This is a genomic window from Campylobacter sp. P091 (assembly GCF_002138935.1).
Classification (GTDB): Bacteria; Campylobacterota; Campylobacteria; order Campylobacterales; family Campylobacteraceae; genus Campylobacter; species Campylobacter devanensis.
The window spans coordinates 116,924-135,160 of record NZ_MJKZ01000004.1; the positions used below are offsets into that span (position 1 = coordinate 116,924).

Annotated in this window: 20 protein-coding genes and 1 tRNA gene; 10 read left to right on the forward strand and 11 right to left on the reverse strand. The window is 34.8% G+C overall.

Annotated elements, in window-relative coordinates:
* Positions 1 to 29 precede the first annotated feature (29 nt).
* Positions 30 to 1,013: a phosphoribosylformylglycinamidine cyclo-ligase gene (gene purM / locus CIGNP91_RS05460; protein ID WP_086253602.1), complete on the forward strand. Its 984-nt coding sequence runs from the start codon at positions 30 to 32 to the stop codon at positions 1,011 to 1,013.
* A gap of 275 nt (positions 1,014 to 1,288) precedes the next feature.
* Here the strand turns inward: purM and CIGNP91_RS05465 are convergent, their stop codons facing one another.
* The 3 genes from CIGNP91_RS05465 to CIGNP91_RS05475 are packed head-to-tail and all read right to left on the reverse strand — an operon-like array spanning position 1,289 to position 3,044.
* A complete protein-coding gene (locus tag CIGNP91_RS05465) occupies positions 1,289 to 1,711 on the reverse strand; it encodes a hypothetical protein (RefSeq protein WP_086253603.1) in 423 nt (140 codons plus the stop codon).
* Between the two features lie 14 nt (positions 1,712 to 1,725).
* Positions 1,726 to 2,568, reverse strand: coding sequence for a deoxyribonuclease IV (nfo, locus tag CIGNP91_RS05470; protein ID WP_086225979.1), 843 nt, complete (start codon positions 2,566 to 2,568; stop codon positions 1,726 to 1,728).
* A complete protein-coding gene (locus tag CIGNP91_RS05475) occupies positions 2,565 to 3,044 on the reverse strand; it encodes a hypothetical protein (protein WP_086225223.1) in 480 nt (159 codons plus the stop codon). Before CIGNP91_RS05475 ends, nfo begins: the two co-directional genes overlap by 4 nt.
* Before the next feature lie 110 nt (positions 3,045 to 3,154).
* Between CIGNP91_RS05475 and CIGNP91_RS05480 the strand changes: the two genes are divergently transcribed.
* The 3 genes from CIGNP91_RS05480 to CIGNP91_RS05490 all read left to right on the forward strand — a co-directional run bounded on the left by CIGNP91_RS05480 (position 3,155) and on the right by CIGNP91_RS05490 (position 7,019).
* A tRNA-Glu gene (locus CIGNP91_RS05480) sits at positions 3,155 to 3,229 on the forward strand.
* A 167-nt stretch (positions 3,230 to 3,396) separates the two neighbouring features.
* Positions 3,397 to 5,463, forward strand: a complete 2,067-nt coding sequence (locus CIGNP91_RS05485; RefSeq protein ID WP_086253604.1) for a motility associated factor glycosyltransferase family protein — start codon at positions 3,397 to 3,399, stop codon at positions 5,461 to 5,463.
* Entirely contained in the window at positions 5,460 to 7,019 is a 1,560-nt protein-coding gene (locus CIGNP91_RS05490; protein WP_086253605.1) for a class I SAM-dependent methyltransferase, read from the forward strand. The genes CIGNP91_RS05485 and CIGNP91_RS05490 overlap by 4 nt, the downstream gene beginning before the upstream one ends.
* A gap of 6 nt (positions 7,020 to 7,025) precedes the next feature.
* Here the strand turns inward: CIGNP91_RS05490 and CIGNP91_RS05495 are convergent, their stop codons facing one another.
* From CIGNP91_RS05495 to hemB, 7 genes are read right to left on the reverse strand one after another with little or no spacing between them, the layout of a single operon-like run.
* The gene (locus CIGNP91_RS05495) at positions 7,026 to 8,294 is read right to left on the reverse strand and encodes a (Fe-S)-binding protein (RefSeq protein WP_086253606.1); all 1,269 of its coding nucleotides are present in this window, start codon (positions 8,292 to 8,294) and stop codon (positions 7,026 to 7,028) included.
* A complete protein-coding gene (locus tag CIGNP91_RS05500) occupies positions 8,295 to 9,035 on the reverse strand; it encodes a pyrroline-5-carboxylate reductase (protein ID WP_086253607.1) in 741 nt (246 codons plus the stop codon). It lies immediately after the preceding gene.
* A complete protein-coding gene (locus CIGNP91_RS05505) occupies positions 9,032 to 9,850 on the reverse strand; it encodes a DUF5718 family protein (RefSeq protein ID WP_086253608.1) in 819 nt (272 codons plus the stop codon). Before CIGNP91_RS05505 ends, CIGNP91_RS05500 begins: the two co-directional genes overlap by 4 nt.
* Before the next feature lie 10 nt (positions 9,851 to 9,860).
* A complete protein-coding gene (gene hemN / locus CIGNP91_RS05510; RefSeq protein WP_086253609.1) occupies positions 9,861 to 11,216 on the reverse strand; it encodes an oxygen-independent coproporphyrinogen III oxidase in 1,356 nt (451 codons plus the stop codon).
* A 2-nt stretch (positions 11,217 to 11,218) separates the two neighbouring features.
* Positions 11,219 to 11,644 carry a DUF2603 domain-containing protein gene (locus CIGNP91_RS05515; RefSeq protein WP_086225216.1) on the reverse strand — a complete coding sequence of 142 codons (426 nt, stop codon included), beginning with the start codon at positions 11,642 to 11,644 and terminating at the stop codon, positions 11,219 to 11,221.
* A complete protein-coding gene (argF, locus tag CIGNP91_RS05520; RefSeq protein WP_086253610.1) occupies positions 11,637 to 12,566 on the reverse strand; it encodes an ornithine carbamoyltransferase in 930 nt (309 codons plus the stop codon). Before argF ends, CIGNP91_RS05515 begins: the two co-directional genes overlap by 8 nt.
* Before the next feature lie 2 nt (positions 12,567 to 12,568).
* Entirely contained in the window at positions 12,569 to 13,549 is a 981-nt protein-coding gene (gene hemB, locus CIGNP91_RS05525; protein WP_086253611.1) for a porphobilinogen synthase, read from the reverse strand.
* 116 nt (positions 13,550 to 13,665) lie between these two features.
* On the opposite strand from hemB, the gene ribA reads away from it, so the two are divergent.
* From ribA to CIGNP91_RS05555, 6 genes are read left to right on the forward strand one after another with little or no spacing between them, the layout of a single operon-like run.
* Positions 13,666 to 14,226: a GTP cyclohydrolase II gene (gene ribA, locus CIGNP91_RS05530; RefSeq protein WP_086244893.1), complete on the forward strand. Its 561-nt coding sequence runs from the start codon at positions 13,666 to 13,668 to the stop codon at positions 14,224 to 14,226.
* Positions 14,223 to 14,762, forward strand: coding sequence for a 16S rRNA (guanine(527)-N(7))-methyltransferase RsmG (gene rsmG, locus CIGNP91_RS05535; RefSeq protein ID WP_086253612.1), 540 nt, complete (start codon positions 14,223 to 14,225; stop codon positions 14,760 to 14,762). Before ribA ends, rsmG begins: the two co-directional genes overlap by 4 nt.
* The gene (locus CIGNP91_RS05540; RefSeq protein ID WP_086228585.1) at positions 14,759 to 14,953 is read left to right on the forward strand and encodes a hypothetical protein; all 195 of its coding nucleotides are present in this window, start codon (positions 14,759 to 14,761) and stop codon (positions 14,951 to 14,953) included. Before rsmG ends, CIGNP91_RS05540 begins: the two co-directional genes overlap by 4 nt.
* Entirely contained in the window at positions 14,950 to 15,261 is a 312-nt protein-coding gene (locus CIGNP91_RS05545) for a hypothetical protein (RefSeq protein ID WP_086225210.1), read from the forward strand. Before CIGNP91_RS05540 ends, CIGNP91_RS05545 begins: the two co-directional genes overlap by 4 nt.
* A 1-nt stretch (position 15,262) precedes the next feature.
* Positions 15,263 to 16,126 carry a zinc metalloprotease HtpX gene (gene htpX / locus CIGNP91_RS05550; protein WP_086253613.1) on the forward strand — a complete coding sequence of 288 codons (864 nt, stop codon included), beginning with the start codon at positions 15,263 to 15,265 and terminating at the stop codon, positions 16,124 to 16,126.
* Positions 16,126 to 16,722, forward strand: a complete 597-nt coding sequence (locus tag CIGNP91_RS05555) for a hypothetical protein (protein ID WP_086253614.1) — start codon at positions 16,126 to 16,128, stop codon at positions 16,720 to 16,722. Before htpX ends, CIGNP91_RS05555 begins: the two co-directional genes overlap by 1 nt.
* A gap of 17 nt (positions 16,723 to 16,739) precedes the next feature.
* On the opposite strand, the gene CIGNP91_RS05560 is transcribed toward CIGNP91_RS05555, so the two are convergent.
* Entirely contained in the window at positions 16,740 to 18,134 is a 1,395-nt protein-coding gene (locus tag CIGNP91_RS05560) for an anaerobic C4-dicarboxylate transporter (protein ID WP_086234830.1), read from the reverse strand.
* Between the last annotated feature and the right edge of the window lie 103 nt (positions 18,135 to 18,237).

The window sequence follows — 18,237 nt, forward strand, 5'->3', positions numbered from 1 at the left end:
AAAATCACGAAATTTAAAAGAGGTGAAAAATGATAAGTTATAAAGACGCAGGCGTAGATATAGATGCTGGAAATAGCTTTGTTGAGGGGATTAAACCATTTGTTAAATCGACTCTAACTCCAAATGTAATAGGTGGAATAGGATCATTTTCTGGAGCATTTAGACTTCCAAGCGGATATAATAAACCAACTCTTTTAGCTGCAACCGATGGTGTAGGAACAAAACTTCGCCTAGCAATAGATAGCGGTAAATTAGATAGTGTGGGGATTGATCTAGTTGCAATGTGCGTCAATGATTTAATATGCAATTTTGCTACTCCGATGTTTTTTTTGGATTACTATGCAACTGGTAAATTAGATATCAACTCAGCCAAAGAGGTAGTAAGCGGTATCGCCAAAGGATGCGTAATAGCCAAATGCGCTCTAATAGGTGGCGAAACGGCTGAAATGCCTAGTATGTATAGCTCGGGGGATTTTGATCTAGCGGGATTTGCTGTGGGTGTGGCTGAAGAAGATGAGATAGATAGAACTAAATTTGTAAATGAAGGCGATATTTTAGTAGCGTTGCCAAGCTCAGGCCTTCACTCAAATGGCTTTTCATTAGCAAGGGCGGTGATCAAAAAAGAGAAGTTGAATTTGGGTAGTGAATTTGAGGGTAAGACGCTTTTGGAGACGCTTTTAGAGCCTACTAGAATTTATGTAGATGAGTTTTTACGCCTTAAAGATAGCATAAACGCAATGGCTCATATAACTGGTGGCGGTATAGTCGAAAATCTCCCTAGAGTCTTGCCAAATGGACTTGGCGCAAAGATCCAAAGAAGCGCTATCAAAACGCCAAAAATCTTTGACCTTATTGCCAAAAGTGTAGAGCAAAGCGAGATGGATAGAACGTTTAATTGTGGTGTAGGAATGGTATTAGTAGTGCCAAATGATAAAGTTGATTATGTATTAGCTAATAGTGATGGGTATATAATTGGCCAGATTATCAAAGGTAGTGGCGTAGAGATGTTGTAGGCTTTGTGATTATTTATTATGTGCTATCACAAAGTATTAATATTAAGGCAATTTTTGGTAAAAAGCATTTTTAAATTCCAAATTTTGTCTTTTTTAAAATGTTTTTAACAGATGAGCATTGTAAATGAATTTGCATTCACAATGATTAAAGAACGCAAAAATAAAACTTAGGTCAAGTATATTTATCTATTCTTTTGTCGTCTGCATTATTTTGGTTTGTGCTAAATATTTTCATTGTATCATTGTTAATTTGAAATTTCATATTAAATATTCCTTTAGCATACCAAACACACATTTTGTGTTGTTGAGTTTGGTTTAATAAATCGCTTCTTTTTGCATTTATTAAAAACTTGCAATGATAAATATTTGTTAATTGCACCAAGTGGGGTAAGATCTATAATTTGAGGCTTAAAAATTTGATCAAATGACATTGAAACAAATATATCGCAATTAAATTTAGTAATCATAGCTAAAAATTTAGGCGAATTAATATCGCAATCTCTAAAAAGCTCTATACCATAATCAGCAGCAAATTTAGCTAAAATTTTATCATCTGAGCCACGCTTAACGCATATAAAACGAATCTGCATATTTGGATCATTTGCGATTATTTTAAATGCGTTATGCGACCAAATGCCATCGGCAAAATAGCCAATATTTAGTATTTTATTTTGGGCTTGAACCTCCCCCAGTCTCATTATAACTTCCTAAATTATTTTGTAAAATCTCTAAGCATTTTAATTTCATCAGCCCAGATAGTCTCATCAATAGTCTCTAAAATTAATGGAATCTCATCAATTCTATTGTCTTTCATAATACATCTAAATGCTTGTTCTCCAATTAGTCCAGCTCCAAGGCTATCGTGACGATCTTTGCGAGAACCAAGGGCGCCTTTGCTATCGTTGATATGCATTCCGCTTAAGTATTTAAATCCTACTATTTTATCAAATTCAGCCATAGTTTTAGTATAACTTTGCTCATCTTTGATATCATATCCGCTAGCAAATAAATGACATGTATCAATGCATACACCCACACGACTAGGATCTTTACTCATAGCAATTAATGCAGCTAGGTGTTCAAATTTATAGCCTAGATTACTGCCTTGACCGGCCGTGTTCTCAATAACTAATTTTATATTGCTAGAACGCTCTAGCAAGGAGTTCATCTCTTTAGCAATTAATTCTAGACACTCATCTTCGCTTATTTGTTTTAAATGTGAACCTGGATGAAAATTAATAAGCTCAATCCCAAGAGCTTCGCAACGCTCTATCTCGTCTAAAAATGAGTAAAAACTCTTAGCTCTTGCACTCTCATCTGGATGGCCTAAATTTACTAAATAGCTATTATGTGCTAGTATGCAAGCTGGCTTAATATTTGCACTGACTAAATTGGCTTTAAACTGACTTATATCACTTTGAGTAAGTGGTTTAGCGCTCCATTGTCTTTGATTTTTAACAAATAGAGCAAAAGCGTCCGCACCGATATTTGCAGCATTTTTTGGAGCATTTGCTACTCCGCCACTTGCACTTACATGCGCTCCTATTCTTTTCATTGCAACTCTCTTATTATAATTTTTATATTATTTTTACTATCTATAAATTTAGCTGTTTTATTGCAAACCTCATATCTAAAACTACTAAAATCTTGTGTAAATCCACAATCAGTTTGAATCAAATTTGCTGAGTCATATATTGCTCTTTGGGTTATAATATCATCTAAAATCTCATTATAATGGGGCGAATTTAGATATTTGATGTTAAAACTTTTGCGAGACATACAAGCTGAGTTTATGCAGATATTTTGAGCTAATTTTAGGTTTAGGGTTAGTGTGCCGCTATTGTAGATTTGAACTTGCGTACCATTTGTATAGCTGTGAATAAACCCTGTATCGCTAATGCGAATTTGTGGCGTAATAAAACTAAATAAAACCCCACTAGAACGCTTTGGCTGAGCAGTGCCACAGCCAAAAATTAACGCAGATAATAGTGTTAAAGTAGTAAATTTAGACCCAAATTTATAGATATTCAAACTATGCCTTTTTAAATTTGACAAATTATACAGTTTTTTTGTAAATCGCTATGATTTTTAAGCGATATTTAAGCATTACTCTTGTATAATTCCACTCGCACAACCGCAGTGGCCCCTTCGTCTAGCGGTTAGGACATCGCCCTTTCACGGCGGTAACACGAGTTCGAGTCTCGTAGGGGTCACCACTTTATTCTAAAAATCCCACATTTTATCATTTTTTATAATATTTTCTCAAAAGTATAATTTTTGTTAAATTTAAATTTATCTTCTATTTATTCTTTAAATTCAGCGAAATTTTTGTAAAATAAAGCCTAAAAATGACGATATTAAAGTTAAATTCAAAAGGACACATATGCAAAATGGTGAAAAAAAAGATGTTAATGAGTTAAAAAATGACATCTCAAAAAAAGATGAGCGAGATCTAACTGAAGATGAGAGAAAGTTTAAAGAGCTTGATTCTAAGATAGCTCAAAAAATTAAAAATGATGAAGAGATAACTACACTTGATAAAAACATAACTGCGATGATGCCTTATGCTATCGATACTTCGCTTGCGCTATTTGGTTTAGAGGAGAATAAAAAATTTGGCGTTTATATGGGCAAAGACCCGCTAGATCTAAATATCATAAATCTTGAAACCAAAGAGTATTTATACGAAAGCCCAGCTAAAGATGTTGAGAAAAAGATTATAGAATTCGAAGAAGAGTACGCCAGACATAGGGCGCTTTTTATCTATGGAATTGGCAATGGTGTGTTTTTGAAATCAATCTTAGCAAACCCAACGCATAAAAAGATATTTGTTTTTGAACCTGAGATTGAGATTTTATATGCTGCGCTTAGTTTGATTGACTTTTCTAGGGATATTTTTACTGATAGATTATTTATTTTAGATTCGCATAAGGTTACATTTTTACAATTTTATATAATTTGCAGGATGCCTGATGTATTTCATAGTTTTAGATTATATAATCTACATATTATTGATGATTATTATAATAATGAAAAATATCAAGAAAATATTATGGAATTAAATAAAACTATGCAAAAAGCAATTATCCAGACGCTTTATGAGCGTGGAAATGACTCTAGGGATTGCTTGCTAGGAATGATTCAAACAACACAACATCTTCCAGATGTATTTGGCGCAATTCCTCTAAGAGATATTATAAATAAAAGAAAAAATAAGATTAACTCAGCAGTAGTAGTATCTACTGGTCCATCGCTTCACAAGCAGCTTCCAATACTAAAAAAACTCGCTCCATATACTGTCATAGTAGCTGTTGATGCAAGTTATCCTATCTTAAAAGAGCATGGGATTAAGCCTGATTATGTAACATCCATAGAGAGAATTCCGCCTACTCCGGACTTTTTCAAACCTGCTAGAACTAAATTTGATGATGGTATAATCTTTGTTGTGGCTTCTCTTACGCATCATGAGTCAGTTGAGAATTTGCATGATAAAGATGTTTGTTATGCTTTAAGGCCGCTAAATTATGAGATGAGCTTTAAAGATTTTAAATTTGGCTATATCGGTGGGGGACAGAGTGCTGCGCATATGGCGTGGAATGTAGCCCAAGCTTTAGGCTGTAAAGATGTAATGTTAATAGGCCAAGACCTAGCTTATGGCGAAGATGGTACTAGCCACTCTAAAGGACATATATTTAAAGAGACTGAAATTCCCGTAGAAGAAGTTCCTGTAATGACAACCAAATATGGCGGTAAAGGCGAAATTCAAACTACACTTGTATGGAATTTATTTAGACAGTATTTTGAGCATAATATCGCAATGATGCAAAGAAGTAATCCAGATTATAAGCTTTATAACTGCACCGAAGGTGGAGCAAGAATAGAGGGAACAACTGAAATTCCATTTAAAGAGATGGCCGATAAAATTATCGCTAAGGGCAAAAAAAAGAGCTTCAAGCCAATTTCGCCAATTAGCAAAGAAAAGCAAGAAGAGCATCTAAAAAAAGCAATCAAAAATATAACTAAAATTTTCAAAACTGGTCATAAAATTCAAAAAAAATGTGAAAAGCTATATCTCAAAATCGCTAAAGAGATTGAAAAATCCAAAAAATTAAAAGAGCAAGATAAAGCAGATAAAATCAACTATGATAAGCTACAAAAACTCTCATTTGAGATTGATAGCCTAAAAGAATATGTCTTTAAAGATAGGGTATTTATGTCTTCATTTTATGGAATTTGCGGAGCGATGCTAAATAGCCAAGAGCTTGAGCTTGCCGTTATCTCCGCTCGTAGAGCCGATAGTGATGAAGAAAAAAATGATAAGTTATTTGAGTGGGTTTCGTGTCAGAGTTATTGGATATTTAGCTTAGCTGGTAGTATAGATGCGACTTTGGGTAAATTAGCTGACGCCGCTAGTGGATTTATGGATAGTCATAAGTTGTTAGAACAATGATAAATAGCGATATTAAATCAACATATGATGAGCATACATATGACTCATATTCATACGCTCAAACTTGTATAGATTATCTTTGTGCGGTGGCTAAATTTCATGGCCTAGATGCTGTTAATCCGCATAATTCCAAGGTTCTTGAAATTGGTTGTGCGATGGGTGGAAATATCATAGGCCAAGCTATCAATCATCCAAATTCAACTTTCATAGGAATTGATTTAAGTAGTGAGCAGATAGCTATAGGCAAGAGAGCAATCGAGGGAATCGGGTGTAAAAATATAAAATTGATTGAGATGGATATTTGCAATCTCATAAGTGAATTTGGTGGTAAAATAGAGTTTGATTATATTATTTGCCATGGTATTTATAGCTGGGTGCCTGATTTTGTAAGAAGTGCGATTTTGCAAAGTTGTCAAAAGCTATTAAGCCAAAATGGCGTGGCATTTATCAGCTATAACTGCTATCCTGGGTGGAAATATGTAGAGCCTTTGCGTGATTTTATGCGTTTTTGTGCGGTTAAAAGTAGTGGCAATGTCACTGACTTGGAGTCTGGATTAAATGCTATTAAATTTCAAAAGGCTTTTTACGCCAAATACAGCCCAAATGAATCAAGTGCTACACATATTAAAAATTTAAATTCTGAGTATATTAAACATATTCAAAACTACCCAAAAAGTTATGTGGCACATGAATATATGGAGATTTGTAATCAGCCATTTTATTTTTTAGATTTTGTAGCTGATGCTGGTGATAATGGGCTTTGTTATGTTGCTGATGCCACATATCATTTTGATCCATCATTTTTGCCTGATGGTGCGATAAGTGAGTATTTTAAGCTATCATTTGATGATTATATCTCAGCTAATCAAGCTTATGATTTTTTATACTCTATTAGATTTAGAAGCTCTATTTTAACCAAATCGCAAAATCAAAACAAGCTAGCTATAAAAGATGAAGATAAGGCTAAATTCTTACATAATCTACACTTTAAGCTAATAAAGCCGACACCGCAGCTTCTAAGCTCAGCCAAAGATACATATATAGAACCACTTGCAAAGGCATTAAATGATGCATTTCCATCAACTTTAAGCTTTGATGAAGTTCGTGCAGTTTATCCAAAAGATGATATAGTATTTAGATACTATGATATTAGAACGCTTACAAACAATGCTATTACCATTACTTGTAAACCGCTTCAAAAGCTATTATATATCCCAGGTAAGACTAGACTAAAAAGAGAATATATACCATATCTAAGATATTTCTTAGAAAATGAAGGTTCGCCAATTGGTGTAGCAACTCCATCAAATGATAGGCTAAATGCTGATAAGCATACACTTGAACTTGCATTAATGTTTGATGGTAATCACAGTATAAAAGATATTCAAAATCATATAAAAGCTAAATTTGAGAGCGAAAAACTGATTCCAACCATTCAAAAAGATGGCCAAAATGTTCCACTTAAAACTCCAAAAGAGCAAAACGAATATTTCAAAAACGCAGTTGAAACTATCAAGCTCTCACTTATCAATACCCTAATGCTAGAAGAGTATTAAACTCTTCTACAAAGCATTAGCGATCAGCTCAATTGGATTAGAGCATTTAGTATCGCTGCCATAGATATGTAAGGCGTTGTTTAGCTGCATTTTACAAGCGCTACACTCACTTCCTACGCATTTAGCGTCCATGGCGTCTATCTGTGCGGCTCTGCTTTGACCGGCCTGGCGGCTTAGGTGGTATTTTTCACTTTGCATTGTTACGCCACCAAATCCACAACAACTATGATTATCGCTCATATCATTTAAGATATAAGCGTGTTTTAAAAGCTCTCTTGGCTCTTTCCAAACTCCTTGCATCTTTCTAGCATGGCAAGGGTCATGATATGTGATTTTAGATAGTTTTTTATCTCTATTTCGCTCTTTTAAAATTTGAGCTAGATCTGTAAATTTAGCCAAATATTCAGTAGCTAAATATATTTTTTTGCTGATATTTATAGCTCTTTGTTTCCACTGCAAATCATTGTGAAAATAGTGTTCATAATCTACCTTTATCATCGCCGAACAAGTCGCTTCTGGTATTATAATAGCTTCGATTTTACCACTATTTAATAAGGATTCAAAATACTCAATATTCTTTTTAGCTAGATAATCAACTGTATTAAAATCCCCAGTGAAATACGCTGGAGCCGAGCAGCAGCCTTGAGATTTCATCAAATGAGCGTTGATTTTAAGCTCTTTTAATATCTTAAGTAACCCCTCTCCAATAGCGGTATAAGCATAATTTCCCATACAGCCGATAAATATCCCGATAGTTTTATCAGAGCCATTATCTATAAATTCAGTGTGAGAGTTCAAAAAGCTCTTTTTAGATGCTGCCGGCAATAGACGCTCTTTTTTTAACATTGGCAGACTAAATCTTGGGCTCATATTGCCATCTTTAATTTTAAATCCGCAGCTTTGAAAGACATATCCAAATTTCGCAGCAATATCCATAATCTTTCTATTTCTAAGTAGATAAAAAAATAGCCTTTTATACCACGAAATTCCAAATTTAGCCGCTATATCGGCTCTAGCATTTTCTATCATAGTATCAGTTGGCAAGGATACTGGGCAGTCTTGGACGCAATTTGTACATAAAAAACAGCTCTCAAAAATATCTTTTAAATTTTTATCAAGCTCGATTTCACCTCTATTATAAGCCCCCAAAAGATCCAAAAATCCCCTTGGGCTCTTGACCTCATCGTGGCTGATTTTGTATATTGTACAATTTGGCTTACATTTTCCACACTTCACACACGCATCGCTAATCTCACTAAAATTATAGTTACTCATTTATCCTCTTTGTTTCATCAAACTTGCTTTGATAGCCTCTATAAAAGCGGTTCTAACACCGGCTTTTTCTAGCTCGCATACACCCTCGATAGTCGTTCCAGCAGGAGAGCAAATGCTATCTTTTATTAGTGCTGGATGAGTATCTTTAATCAACCCAGCAAAGCTATCAAATAGCCCACTTGTCATAGCTTGAGCCTCATCTAGTTTAAGCCCAGATCTTACAGCAGCGGTATTGATAGCTTCAGCTACTAATGCTAGATATGCTGGAGCGCATCCGCTGATTATGCTAGCAGCATCAAAAGTGGATTTAGAATCAAATTTAACCGCTTTTCCAAAGCCATTTAGGATCTTTTCTACTAGATTGGTATCACCAATTGCTATATATGGATTTATGCTTTTTTGATATTTTGCGGCGATATTTGGCAAGCAAATAGCGTGATTTAGGGCGTTTATAGCTTGAATTTGCTCTAAGCTTGTGCGAGCTAGCACGCTAATTATCAAATTCGCCCTACCTTTTGCGAGATTTACAAACCACTCAAGGGCATTTGGTTTGATAGCTAATATAATGTTTTTATCACTTATATCGTAGTTTTGATCTATTATCTCTACTTTAAATTCACCTTTTAAAGCCTCTAATCTATCGCTCAATCTCCCCGCAAAGCTCACTTCAAAACCAGATAATTTCAGCCCATTAGCCATAGCTAAGCCCATATTTCCAGCGCCAATTATAGTAATTTTCATCTTACTTCCTGTCTTAAAATAGATACGCTACTTGGTAATTTAGAGCCATTTTTGATAGCGTTTGTTATGCTTGATAGATCAAATTTAGTATGATCAAAGGCGACCACATAGCAGATATCGCCAGGTTTTAGATATTTATTTTTGCCCGCCTCTTCATATCTTGTAGCGCCGATTGTGATTATCATCTCATTTGGGTAGTTTGCATTTTTTAAGATATCTGATAAATTCTCTAACACAGCGTAGTTTTCTTGTGTGTTTAATCTATCTTTGATCCACTCTAATAACTTTTCATAAAAATATGAGTATCCGCTTAATTTAGCGCACTCGCCATATCTGATTAGCTCATTTTGGCTTTGTAAAAATGATACTAAGCTATAATTATCACAGATTCCACCAAGGCTAAATTTGTCTATATCAATCTCATTTCCGATTCCTTTTGAGCCGTTGCTGAAGTTTTTCTTTTGTGATATTTTTGTAGCGGTTTTGTCATTTCTAACTGAAGCGTCATTAAAAGCAGCAAATTTAAGTGGCTTAATGCTTTTAACCTTATTATTTTCATATTCTAATTTGCATCTTAGGGCGATTTCTGGCTCCATTTGGATATTTAAATTTTTATCATTAGGTAGATACAAATAGCCATTATCTATACAATTCCTACCCAAAAAACTATCGCTACCTTTGATATAAAATGGAAATATTCCTTTTGGGGCGTATTCATCATCGGTTTTAACCAAGGCGAAATCATCAGCCTCGCCAGCTTGCTCTAAGTGTAAGGCGAAATTTCCAGCTATCCCAAATCCTAAAATCTCACTCACAAAATCTCCTTTAAACTGTCTTTGAAAAGCTATTATTAACGCCTTTAAATTTAGCCATATACTCATCAAAGCACATAGCGATATTACGGATTAATAGCATTCCAGTTTTGTTTATCTCAATTTTTTGGCTATCGATACTCATAAATTGCTTTAACTCACCTAGCTCATCTAATTCATCTTTAAAATGTTTAAAGAAATCAATCCCAAATTTACTCTCCACAGACCCAATATCAAGAGCGAAATTCGCCATCAACTCCATAATTACAAATTTTCTAAGCTTATCTTCTTCATTTAGCATTATGCCTTTGAAATTTGGCAATTTACCAGCATCAATAGCAGCTTCATAGCCACTCATATCTTTGTAGTTTTGAGCGTAATAGTCATCGCCCTCGCCGATACTAGTTAGTCCTATACCAATGAGTTGCGCTCCACCTTTTGTAGTGTATCCTTGAAAATTCCTATGAAGTGTGCCATTTTTTAAAGCACCAAATAGCTCATCACTAGGCTTAGCGTAGTGATCCATACCTATCATTTTGTATCCATTGGATGTGAGAAATTCCATAGTGTATTTTAAAATTTCAAGCTTAGTTTTTGGGCTTGGTAGCGTGGCTTCGTCGAATTTTCTCATACTTTTTTTGATCCATGGGACATGAGCGTAATTAAAGATAGCAAATCTATCAGGATTTAGACTAACTCCTAGCTCTAAAGTGCGTTTAAAACTCTCTAAACTTTGATAAGGCAAACCATATATAAGATCGGTATTTACACTTAACATTCCATATTTTCTAGCTAAATTTACAGCATTTTGAGTTATGCTAAATGGCTGAATTCTATGGATCTCTTTTTGAACCTTTTCATCAAAATCTTGTACCCCAAAGCTAACTCTATTAAACCCTTGCTTTCTAAGGACTTCTAACTGATCTTCATTGATAAATCTTGGGTCTATTTCACAGCTTATTTCAGCATCATTAGCAAAATTTTTAAAATGTTTTTTAATAGCTTTTATAATCCTATCAAGCTCACTAGCGCTATAAAATGTAGGTGTCCCACCGCCAAAGTGCATCTGTATCACTGCTCTATTGGTATCTACTATACTAGCTAAAATTTCAAGCTCACGTTCCAAATAATCCAAGTAGCGACTCATCTTATCACTTTTGCTAGTATATATCACATTACAACCACAAAAATAGCAGGCCGAGCGACAAAATGGTAGATGAAAGTATAATGAAAGTGGCTTATCGCACTCTTTTAATCTCTTGATATACTCATCATAGCTAAACTCATCGCTAAATTCCAAAGCCGTAGGATAGCTAGTATATCTTGGCCCTGGCTTAGAATACTTCACAAATGCTTCAAAATCTACCACAATCACTCCTTATTAACAAGCGAGCGCATATCCAAAAATAAATTTGGATGCTCTTTTTTGATTTTAGCTATAACTCTATCTAAATTTGGCTCTTTTTTGTAGTTTGCCTTTTTGATCTCTTCTATCGCCACAGTCCAAACATCACCAAAATCAATTGGCAAATTTTGTAAAATAGATCTCTCAAGCTTTAGCTCGAAATTCTCTTTTTGTGCGTTTTTTAGTGCGTTTATCACCGCTTCAAATAACTCAGCAGGCACTAGGGCGCAAGGCTTATCGCCATACATACCAAACCATGGAGTATTTAAATTCGCTTTGCCTTTGTAGCTAAGCTTCATTTGATTATTATCCATATCTTCTAGCTCAAATGTTGTGCGACGCCTTTTGCTAATGCCTAGAGTTTGACTAATATTTTCTAAATGATTATTCATATCTCATCCTATCGCACCAGACCATTACGCCTTTTTGTGCGTGAAGTCTATTGTGGGCTTCTCTAAATATCTCATCAGCGTGAGTCTCAAATACTTCTTCACTGACTTCATATCCTCTATAAGCAGGCAAGCAGTGTAAAAACACAGCCCCATCTTTTGCTAGACTCATCATACTTTTATCTACGCAAAATCCAGCGAAATCGGCGATTTTTTTCGCTTTTTCATCCTCTTGACCCATAGAGACCCAAGTATCAGTAGTAACGACATCTACGCCACTTATAGCCTCTTTTGGGTCATTGCTTATTTGGATTATTGCGCCACTTGATTTGGCATTTTCTAAGGCTATGCTTTTTACCCATTGTGGGACTTCATAGCCTTTTGGTGTAGCGATTCTAAGCTCAAAACCAAGCTTAGAAGCAGCCATAAGCCATGAGTTTGTCATGTTATTGCCATCACCTATATATGCGACTTTCATATTTTGGATATTTAAGCCAAGCTCATCTAAGGTTAGCAAATCGGCCATCAATTGAACAGGATGAAAATCATCGCTAAGTCCATTTATCACAGGCACGCCGCTAAATTTAGCAAGCTCAACCAAATCGCTTTGTTTATAAACCCTAGCCATAATCATATCCACCATTCCTCCAAGCACTCTAGCGGTATCTTTGATAGGCTCGCCACGGCCAAGTTGTATATCACGACTACTTAAAAACAGCGCTTTTCCGCCGAGTTGTTGTATGCCAACTTCGAAGCTCACTCTAGTCCTTGTCGAGCTTTTTTCAAAAATCATAGCTAAAAATTGATCTTTTAAATATGGTTTATACTCTTTATTTAAGGCCTCTTTTTTGATATCTTTGGCAATGTTTAAGATATCTAAAATCTCATCTTTGCTTATATCATTTAGAGTCAAAAAGTGTCTCATATCTATCCCTTGTTTGAATTTAATATCTTAGCAACTTCTTTGGCGTGATAGCTGATGATTAGATTAGCTCCAGCTCTTTTAAATGCTATCATAGTCTCCATCATCACACGATCATAATCTATAACACCCGCTTTAGCGCCAGCTTTTAAAAGTGCGTATTCTCCACTCACATTATATACACAAAGTGGTAAATTCGTTCGCTCTTTTATATCTCTTATGATATCTAAATATGCTAAAGCCGGTTTAACCATCAAAATATCAGCGCCTTGAGCCTCATCTTCTAAGCTCTCATTAATCGCTTCAAGTCTATTAGCGGGATTCATTTGATAGCTTTTTCTATCGCCAAAGCTTGGAGTGCTTTGCGCTACATCACGAAATGGCCCATAATATGCTGAAGCGAATTTGGTAGAGTAGGACATAATAGGTAAATTCATATATCCATTTTCATCCAATGCCTTACGCAAAGTATAAATTATCCCATCCATCATTCCACTAGGTGCTATCATATCAGCACCAGCTTTGGCGTGGATGAGAGCTTGTTTGGCTGATATTTCAAGGGTAGCGTCATTATCTACGCTGCCGCATTTGTGATCCAAAATCCCGCAATGTCCGTGATCTGTGTATTCGCAAAAGCATAAATCAGTAATAACTATAAGATCTTTAAATTTCTCTTTAATAGCCCTAACGGATCTAGCAATTATCCCATTTTCATCCAAAGCATCGCTACCTATGCTGTCTTTTAAGCTTGGAATTCCAAATAAAATTATAGATTTTATCCCTAAATTTATGATCTCATCGCACTCTTTTAAAACCTCATCTAAACTCATCTGAAACACACCAGGCATCGAGCTTATCTCATTTTTAATCCCCTTGCCCTCAACCACAAAAAGCGGATATATAAACTCACTAATAGATAGTCTATTTTCTGTTAGCATATCACGCAAAGGCTCATTTAATCTTAATCTTCTATATCTTTTAAACATTATTAATTCTCCTGAAAATTTAGTGATTATAGCAGAATTTAATTTAATCAAAAATAATTGATTTTGTTTAGATTTAATTGCAAATGATACAATAAAACAAAAACAGAAGGAAAAAAGTGCATATAGAGATATCTAAAGTTGCAAATTTGCCAACTAAATTTGGAAATTTCAAAATCAAAGCATATAAGGAAAATGATAAAGAGCATTTAGTAATTTTTAGTTCAAATTTAAGCGATCCATTAAATCTTAGAATTCACTCAGAGTGCCTTACAGGTGATGCGTTAGGAAGTAAAAAGTGCGACTGCGGAGAACAACTAGAAGCTGCGCTTAAATATATATCAGATAATGGTGGAATGGTGATATATCTTCGTCAAGAAGGGCGAAATATCGGATTATTAAACAAAGTCAATGCCTACGCTTTACAAGATACTGGCCTTGATACTATAGAGGCTAATCATCAATTGGGATTTAAAGCTGATGAGAGGACATATGAGATGGTTGATTTTATCTTAGATGATTTTGGGATAAAAAGTGTGAATTTATTAACCAATAATCCGCTTAAACTCTCAAGTATAAAAGCTCAAATAGTAAGCCGAATTCCGATACAAATAGAGGCAAATAAATACAATAAAGATTATTTAAATATTAAAAAAGAGCAGATGGGGCATATGCTATGAGTGATGAATTTTGGGAGAGTGTGGCTAAGTTTGATGAGGTCTTAAAAAAATTCAATAAAATTCATAATCTAACCAATTATAAAGATATCAAGCCAGTAGCCCTTGATAGCATAGAGCCGATTAAATTTCTAGACTTTGAGCCTAAGGTTTGTGTGGATGTAGGCAGTGGAGCTGGATTTCCGGCGATATTTTTGGCTATGATTTTAAGAGAGTGCGAGTTTCATCTATATGAGCCAATAGCGAAAAAATCAAGCTTTTTATCTTATGCGGCTTTGAGTTTAAATTTGCAAAATATCACCGTCCATAGTGGTAAAATTGAAAATTGTGATAAGATAAAAGCAGATTTGATAACCTCTAGAGCGTTGATGAATACGGCAGATTTGATTAAAATTTGTCAAGGCTTTTATGATGAAGAGACTACATTTTTGCTCTATAAGGGCTCAAATGCGAAATTTGAGATTGAAGAGTTAAAATGTGATAAGCAAATTTATTGCCAAAATGAGCGAAATTATGTAGTATTAAAGGGGTTAAAATGATAGCTAAAATCATAATATTTGTTTTGATTATAGGGGTAATTTACTATTTTATAATTCCTAAATTTAGGAGTAAAAAGCCTAGTGATAGTGGTGAAAGCTTTGTCGAATGTAGTAAATGTGATACATTTGTAGAGCTAAAAGATAGCACACTAAGAAATGGTAAATATATATGCAAGGAGTGTCTAAAATGATTATAATTGGTAGTGATTTAATAGCTTATGAGCCAGTGTTTTTATCTAAATTTGAGCCAAAAAATTTAAACTCAAAGTGTAATTTTATTGTAGTTTCTAATATTAAAGAGGCGTTAATTGCTAATGCTAATGGAGTTAAATTTATCGTATGCGATACTATAAAACTAGCTAAAAAACTACAAAAATTAGCCAATAATTATCTATTTGATAGCAAAATCGCCTTAATAATTAATAGCGATAATGAGTTAGAAAAAGCAGCTAAAAAACAGATTGATGCAGTTATCTATCTTGGAGCAATAAGGGGGTAAGATGGAGATTTTTAAGACTGTATTTTTTATGGTAGCTCTTATGTTACTTTTTGTTGTTGTTGGTGGTATGATAGGCGGAGTTGGTGGAATGATGATAGCATTTTGTATCGCTGTAGCTATGAATTTTTTCAGCTATTTTTATAGTGATAAGCTTATTTTAAAGCGATATAACGCCCAAGAGCTTAATAGCTCACATCCATTATATCATATGACTAAAAAGCTCTGTTTTAAAGCTGGATTAGAACTACCAAAGCTATATATAATTAGCGACTCTGTCCCTAATGCATTTGCTACTGGTAGAAATCCAGCCAATGCTGCTGTGGCTCTAACTACTGGATTGCTCGATACACTAAATGATGATGAGATAGCAGCAGTTATAGCTCATGAATTAGGCCATGTAAGACACTATGATATTTTAACTGGCTCTATTGCAGCAGTATTTGCAGGTGGAATTGCGATTTTGGCTAATTTTGCTCAATTTGGTGCTATGTTAGGAAGCAATCAAAATCGCCAAAACCCCATTTTGATGATCGCTCTAGCTATCATAATGCCGCTAGCTGCTACCATAATTCAGATGAGTATATCACGCTCAAGGGAGTTTGAAGCAGATAGATTTTCAGCTTCGATAACTAACGCTAATGACCTAGCAAACGCTCTATTGAAATTAGAGAGTAGCAATCAGCGTGGCGTAGTGAAAAATGCCAATGAACAAACCGCTCATATGTTTATCATAAGCCCATTTAGTGGCGGTATCGCAAGTGGGATATCTAATCTCTTTCGCACTCATCCTACAACCAAGCAAAGAGTGGAGAGACTAAGAGAGTTAAGCTATCAAAACCCAGCTAAAAGGTATTTTAATAGCTGATGGAGAATTTAGAAAAAGAGCGAAAATCTATAAGATATAAGCTTATTTGGATCTTGATTTTAGCGGCTTTTGTGGATTTTGTAATTACTTTGGTGCTTTGGTTTTTTGATCCTTTTTTGGCTTTAATCGGTGGATTTTTGGCAGGTCTTTGGATATATTTTTGGTTTAAATTTAAATTTTTTGCTGAATTTGAACTAGGTTTAAAAGAGAAACTAAGAGATGAGCTAATCAAAGAATTAGGCTTAAATCGGCCAAATTTATCTCGTATTAATAACCATTTTAATGGCGATGTTAGCGAGTTTGGACTATTTAGCTTAAATGGTTTTGATGTGCGTGATATATGTGTGAAAAATAGCGATGAAATTGTATTTTATGGTCTTTTAATCAGTGGTAAAATCAGCAAAAATATAGAGATCAAAGAGAATTTGCTAGGATTTAAAAGCTCATATTATATCCAAGATGGTTATTTGAGTTTATATATTTACACAGACTCTGATACTATAATTGCGAATTTAAAAACACCTTTAAATATCAGCTATAAAAGCGCTAAAGAGAATATAAAAAATATTATAAAGATCATAGATCAGCTAGGTTGATCCTAGCTGAATTTGAATTATAGATATCCTGCAAAAGTAGTAAAGATATAACCAAATACACAAGATACAAATACCCCAATCAAGCCTGGAATAATGAAACTATGATTGATTACATATTTGCCTATTTTTGTCGTGCCTGAGCGGTCAAATTGTATCGTAGCAAGGTCGCTTGGATATGTAGGAAGGATATAATATCCATAACAAGCCGGAGCAAACGCCACGATAATAGCTGGATCAACCCCGATACCCAAAGCCAATGGCACAAACGCCGCCAAAGCCGCAGCTTGTGAATTTACAAATTTAGATATCAAAAGTAGCATAATAGCATATGTCCATGGATATAGCTGAACTATACCACCTAATGATTCTTTAAGCATTGGAGTATGAACGCTAAACATTGTATTAGCCATCCAAGATATACCAAATACCGCTACAATAGCTATCATACCAGATCTAAAGATTGCGTTTTGAGCGATTTCACCCGCTTTTACCTTAGTTGCTATTATAAGGATTGCGCCAGTAATTAGCATAAATATTTGAATTACAGATACCATACTCATCGGCTTCATCACGCCTTTGCCATTATCAAATGCAGGGCGAAGCTCAGGGAAAGCGCCAAGGATAGCCACAATAGCGATCGCACCTAAGAATATCCACATAGCAACCCACTCTATCGTAGGGAGTTTGACATCTAAAAGTGTTTTAGAGTCGCCATAGACATATTTTTTAAATTCAGGGTCATTGTGAATTTTAGTTTGGAACTCTTCATCTTTATCTAGATCTTTACCTCTAAACCAGCTATAAATCCCAACGGCTAAAACACCTATCAAGGTTGATGGCACAGTGATCGCAAGTAAATTCAAATATCCATCAAAGCCCTCTAAATGTTTAACCCCAGGAGCTAATAACATAGCAGTCAAAGATACCACCGCCACGCTCACAGGACTTGCGATGATACCCATTTGCGAGCTAACCGAAGCTGCGGCCATAGGTCGCTCTGGGCGAATTCCATTTTTGATAGCGATATCATAGATAATTGGCATCATTGTATAAACCACATGTCCAGTCCCGCATAGAATTGTTAAAAACGCAGTTACAAATGGGGCTAGGATTGTTAAGAATTTAGGATTTCTCCTTAGGATTCTTTCAGCAATTTGAAGCATTACATCAAGACCGCCACTAGCAAGTAAGGTCGCACTAGCTACAACCACACATAAAATAGTAAAAATAACATCAATAGCTGGTTTGCCAGGAGCCACATCAAAACCAAATGTAAGCACGAACATACCAACACCGCCAAGCAAGCCAAGAGCTATACCGCCCTTTCTAGCACCATAAAATAGACAAATCAAAACAACCAAAAGCTGAATAGCAAATTGTTTGCCATCGCTTAATTGTGTTAAAAACTCCATCTATTCTCCTTTCTTTATAATAAATTTAAGAGCAATTTTATCTTTTAAAAAATTATATCTAACTTAAATTTTTATGCGTAAATTTAAAATTAAAAATTATTTT